The 3,112-nt window shown below is 75.4% G+C and carries 4 protein-coding genes; 2 read left to right on the forward strand and 2 right to left on the reverse strand.

All coding sequences use genetic code 11. The annotated features are described in order from the left end of the window. Nucleotides 1-131: 131 nt before the first annotated feature. Both sigJ and Q7T67_RS10375 read right to left on the reverse strand, forming a co-directional pair. Nucleotides 132-1,007 carry an RNA polymerase sigma factor SigJ gene (sigJ, locus tag Q7T67_RS10370; RefSeq protein WP_304788766.1) on the reverse strand — a complete coding sequence of 292 codons (876 nt, stop codon included), beginning with the start codon at nt 1,005-1,007 and terminating at the stop codon, nt 132-134. A gap of 12 nt (nt 1,008-1,019) precedes the next feature. Continuing rightward, a complete protein-coding gene (locus tag Q7T67_RS10375) occupies nt 1,020-1,493 on the reverse strand; it encodes a carboxymuconolactone decarboxylase family protein (RefSeq protein ID WP_304788768.1) in 474 nt (157 codons plus the stop codon). Between the two features lie 195 nt (nt 1,494-1,688). Between Q7T67_RS10375 and Q7T67_RS10380 the strand changes: the two genes are divergently transcribed. Both Q7T67_RS10380 and Q7T67_RS10385 read left to right on the forward strand, forming a co-directional pair. Further along, the gene (locus Q7T67_RS10380) at nt 1,689-2,444 is read left to right on the forward strand and encodes a sulfite exporter TauE/SafE family protein (RefSeq protein WP_304788771.1); all 756 of its coding nucleotides are present in this window, start codon (nt 1,689-1,691) and stop codon (nt 2,442-2,444) included. Between the two features lie 239 nt (nt 2,445-2,683). Further along, the coding region (locus Q7T67_RS10385; RefSeq protein ID WP_304788773.1) for a hypothetical protein at nt 2,684-3,112 on the forward strand (429 nt) is incomplete at its 3' end.

Consider the following 3,112-nt stretch of genomic DNA (forward strand, 5'->3'; position numbering starts at 1 on the left):
GGCGGCCCGGTGGGGCGGCGCGTCGCCCCACCCCGGTCGCGGCGTCGGCTCCGCCCGGCGCGCTGGAGGCCTTCGTGCTCCCGGCGGCCCGCCCCCTCGCCGACGCCTGAGGGGCCCGGCGCCGACCGGGGTCAGTCCGGCGCCCGCGTCAGGTGCGCGAGCTTCGCCGGGTTGCGGACGATGCGGATCGTGGCGACCCTGCCGTCGACGACGTCGAACGAGAGGACCGCGAAGGCGGTGCCGTCGGCGCCCCGGATCACCTGTCCCGGCTGGCCGTTGACGCGCACCGCCTCGGTCGTGAACGCGCCGTGCCGCCGCCGCGCCACCGTGGTGTGGACGAGGAACCGCGCCACGGCCGCGGGTCCGTGGACGGGGATGCGCGCCGCGACGACCTCGCCGCCGCCGTCGCCCCACAGCACCACCTCGGAGGCCAGCAGCTCCTCGAGACCGCCGAGGTCGCCGCCCTCCACCGCGGCCGAGAACCGCTCGAGCAGGCGGTCGCGGGCCGCGTCGTCGGGGTCGAACCGCGGCCGGCCCGCCGCGACGTGGCGCTTGGCCCGGGAGACGAGCTGCCGGGCGCTCGGCTCACTGCGGTCGACGATCTCGGCAATCCGCGCGTAGTCGTAGTCGAAGACCTCGCGCAGCAGGAACGCGGCGCGCTCGAGCGGGGTCAGGCGCTCCAGGGCGACGAGCAGGGCCTGCGACAGCGTGTCGGCCAGCTCGGCCCGGGCCGCCGGGCCGGGACCGGGGTCGACCAGCAGCGGCTCGGGCAGCCACGGTCCGACGTAGGCCTCGCGGCGGACCCGCGCGGAGCGCAGGACGTCGATCGACAGGCGCGTGGCCACGGTCGTCACCCAGGCGTCGGGGTTGTCGACCGGCCCCTCGTGCCGGTCCAGGCGGAGCGCCGCCTCCTGGGCGACGTCCTCCGCCTCGGCCACGCTGCCGAGCATCCGGTAGGCGATCGCGAACGCGACCTGCCGCGGGGCCTCCAGGTCGGGCGCGCTCATGTCCGTCCGACCCTACGCCGCCGGATCCCAGCCGGCCGGCACGAAGCGGGCCGACACGGCGATCCGGTTCCAGGCGTTGATCGCGGCGATCTGCCAGAGGACGTGGGCGAGCTCGGTGCCGTCGAGGTGCCGCTCGGCCTCGGCCCAGACCGCGTCGGGGACCCCGCCGGCCTCCAGCCGCGTGACGGCGTCGGTGAGGGCCAGCACGGCACGCTCGCGCAGATCGAAGAACGGGCTCTCCGCGTGCGCGGCCAGCTGGGCGAGGCGGGCGTCGGACTCGCCCGCGGCCTTCGCGTCGGTCCAGTGCATGTCGAGGCAGAACGCGCACCCGTTGATCTGGGACGCGCGCAGCTTGATCAGCTCGCGCAGGACGGGGTCCAGCTCGAGCCGTCCCTCGACGCGGGCCATGGCGGCGGTGACGGGTCCGGTCAGCCCGAGGACGTCGAGTCGCGGGCCGTGGTCGGTGGTGGGGGTGTCGGTGGTCATGTCCTCCCGACGACGCAGGGGTGCGGGGTGTGACACGGCCCGTGTCCGGGGGGGCTGCGTGGTCACCGCGCCCCGCAGGGCCCGCCGGTCGGCGCTGCCTCGGGGCCCGACCGCGGCCCCCCGGCGGCGGGGCGGTCGGGCCCGCCGCGCCCGGACCGCCCGGCGTCGCCGCCGCCCGTGTGATCCCATCGGCGGGTGAGCGTCCCCGAGATCCTCGTCGTCCTGCTGGCGGGGCTGGCCGCCGGCGGCATCAACGCGATCGTCGGGTCCGGGTCGCTCGTGACGTTCCCCGTGCTGCTCGCGGTCGGCTTCCCGTCCGTCACGGCGAACGTCTCCAACACGGTCGGCCTGGCGTTCGGCAACGCGTCGGCGGTCTGGGGCTACCGCCGCGAGCTGCGCGGCCAGGGTCGGCGGGTGGCACTGATGGGGACCGGGACGGCGCTGGGCGCGGCGGTGGGCGCGCTGCTCCTGCTCGTCCTGCCCGAGGGGGTCTTCGAGGCGGTCGTCCCGCTGCTGATCCTGCTGGCGTGCTTCCTGATGGCGCGCAGGCCCGCGCCGCCGCAGACGACGCGGGCGCTCACCCGACGACGGATGGCGATGCTCGTCGGCATCGCCTTCGCGGTGGGCGTCTACGGCGGGTACTTCGGGGCCGCGCAGGGCGTGATCCTGCTGGCCGCCCTCCGCCTGCTGCTGCCGGACGACCTGCAGCGGCTCAACGGGCTGAAGAACGCGCTGGCCGGGATCGCCAACGGGGTGGCGGCGCTCGGGTTCGTCCTCTTCGCCGACGTGGCGTGGGACGCGGCGGTCCTCGTCGCGGTCGGGTCGATCGCCGGCGCGACGCTCGGTGCCCGCTACGGCCGCCGGATGCCCGACGCGGTGCTCCGCACCGTGGTCGTGGTCGGTGGCTCGCTGGTGGCGGTGGTGCTCCTCGGGCGGCTCGTCCTGGGGTGACGGGCGCGGTCCTCCGCCCCGGACCCCGTGGACCCGCGACCGGTCCGTCGCGGCCCCGCCGTCGGCCCCGCGGAACCCCACCGCGGCCCCCGCGAGGACCCTCGAGGGCCCGTCCGCGTACCGGCCACGCCCGGACTCTCACGAAACCTTGAGGTTCCACATGCGTCTCCTGAGCGGTTCGCGTCGTTGTACCCGGAGAACGCCACGCGCCTCCCGGGCGCAGAACTGAGGACAGCCCCATGGCTCAGAACATCGACGTCACGAACCACCTCTACGAGACCATCGACGAGCAGAACCAGGACCAGAGCGCCGCCACGCGCCGCGGTCTGGTCAAGGGGACCGCCGTCGCGCTGGGCTCCCTCGGCCTCATGGGTCTGGCCACCGGGCAGGCCGACGCCGCCGTCAAGACGGCCGACGCGAACAAGGTCGAGACCATCGCGGCCGTCGCCGCGACGGCTGAGATCCTCGCCACGATCGTCAACACGGTCGGCGCCGAGAAGCTCAAGGACCAGCTGGACCCGACGACGCTGCGCAACGTGCAGGCCGCCGCCCAGCAGGAGAAGAACCACTACGAGGTCCTGACCTCGGCCGCCGTCGGCGGCAAGGCCGTCACCGACACGATCTACGTGCCCGACGAGGTCTTCGCCTCCCCGGAGAACCTGCTCAAG

It is taken from the genome of Patulibacter sp., assembly GCF_030655195.1.
Taxonomy (GTDB): domain Bacteria; phylum Actinomycetota; class Thermoleophilia; order Solirubrobacterales; family Solirubrobacteraceae; genus Patulibacter.

Excerpts from the sequence above, each read along its gene's own strand:
- sigJ (WP_304788766.1), bottom strand. The coding sequence starts at position 1,007 with ATGAGCGCGCCCGACCTGGAGGCCCCGCGGCAGGTCGCGTTCGCGATC.
- Q7T67_RS10375 (WP_304788768.1), bottom strand. The coding sequence starts at position 1,493 with ATGACCACCGACACCCCCACCACCGACCACGGCCCGCGACTCGACGTC.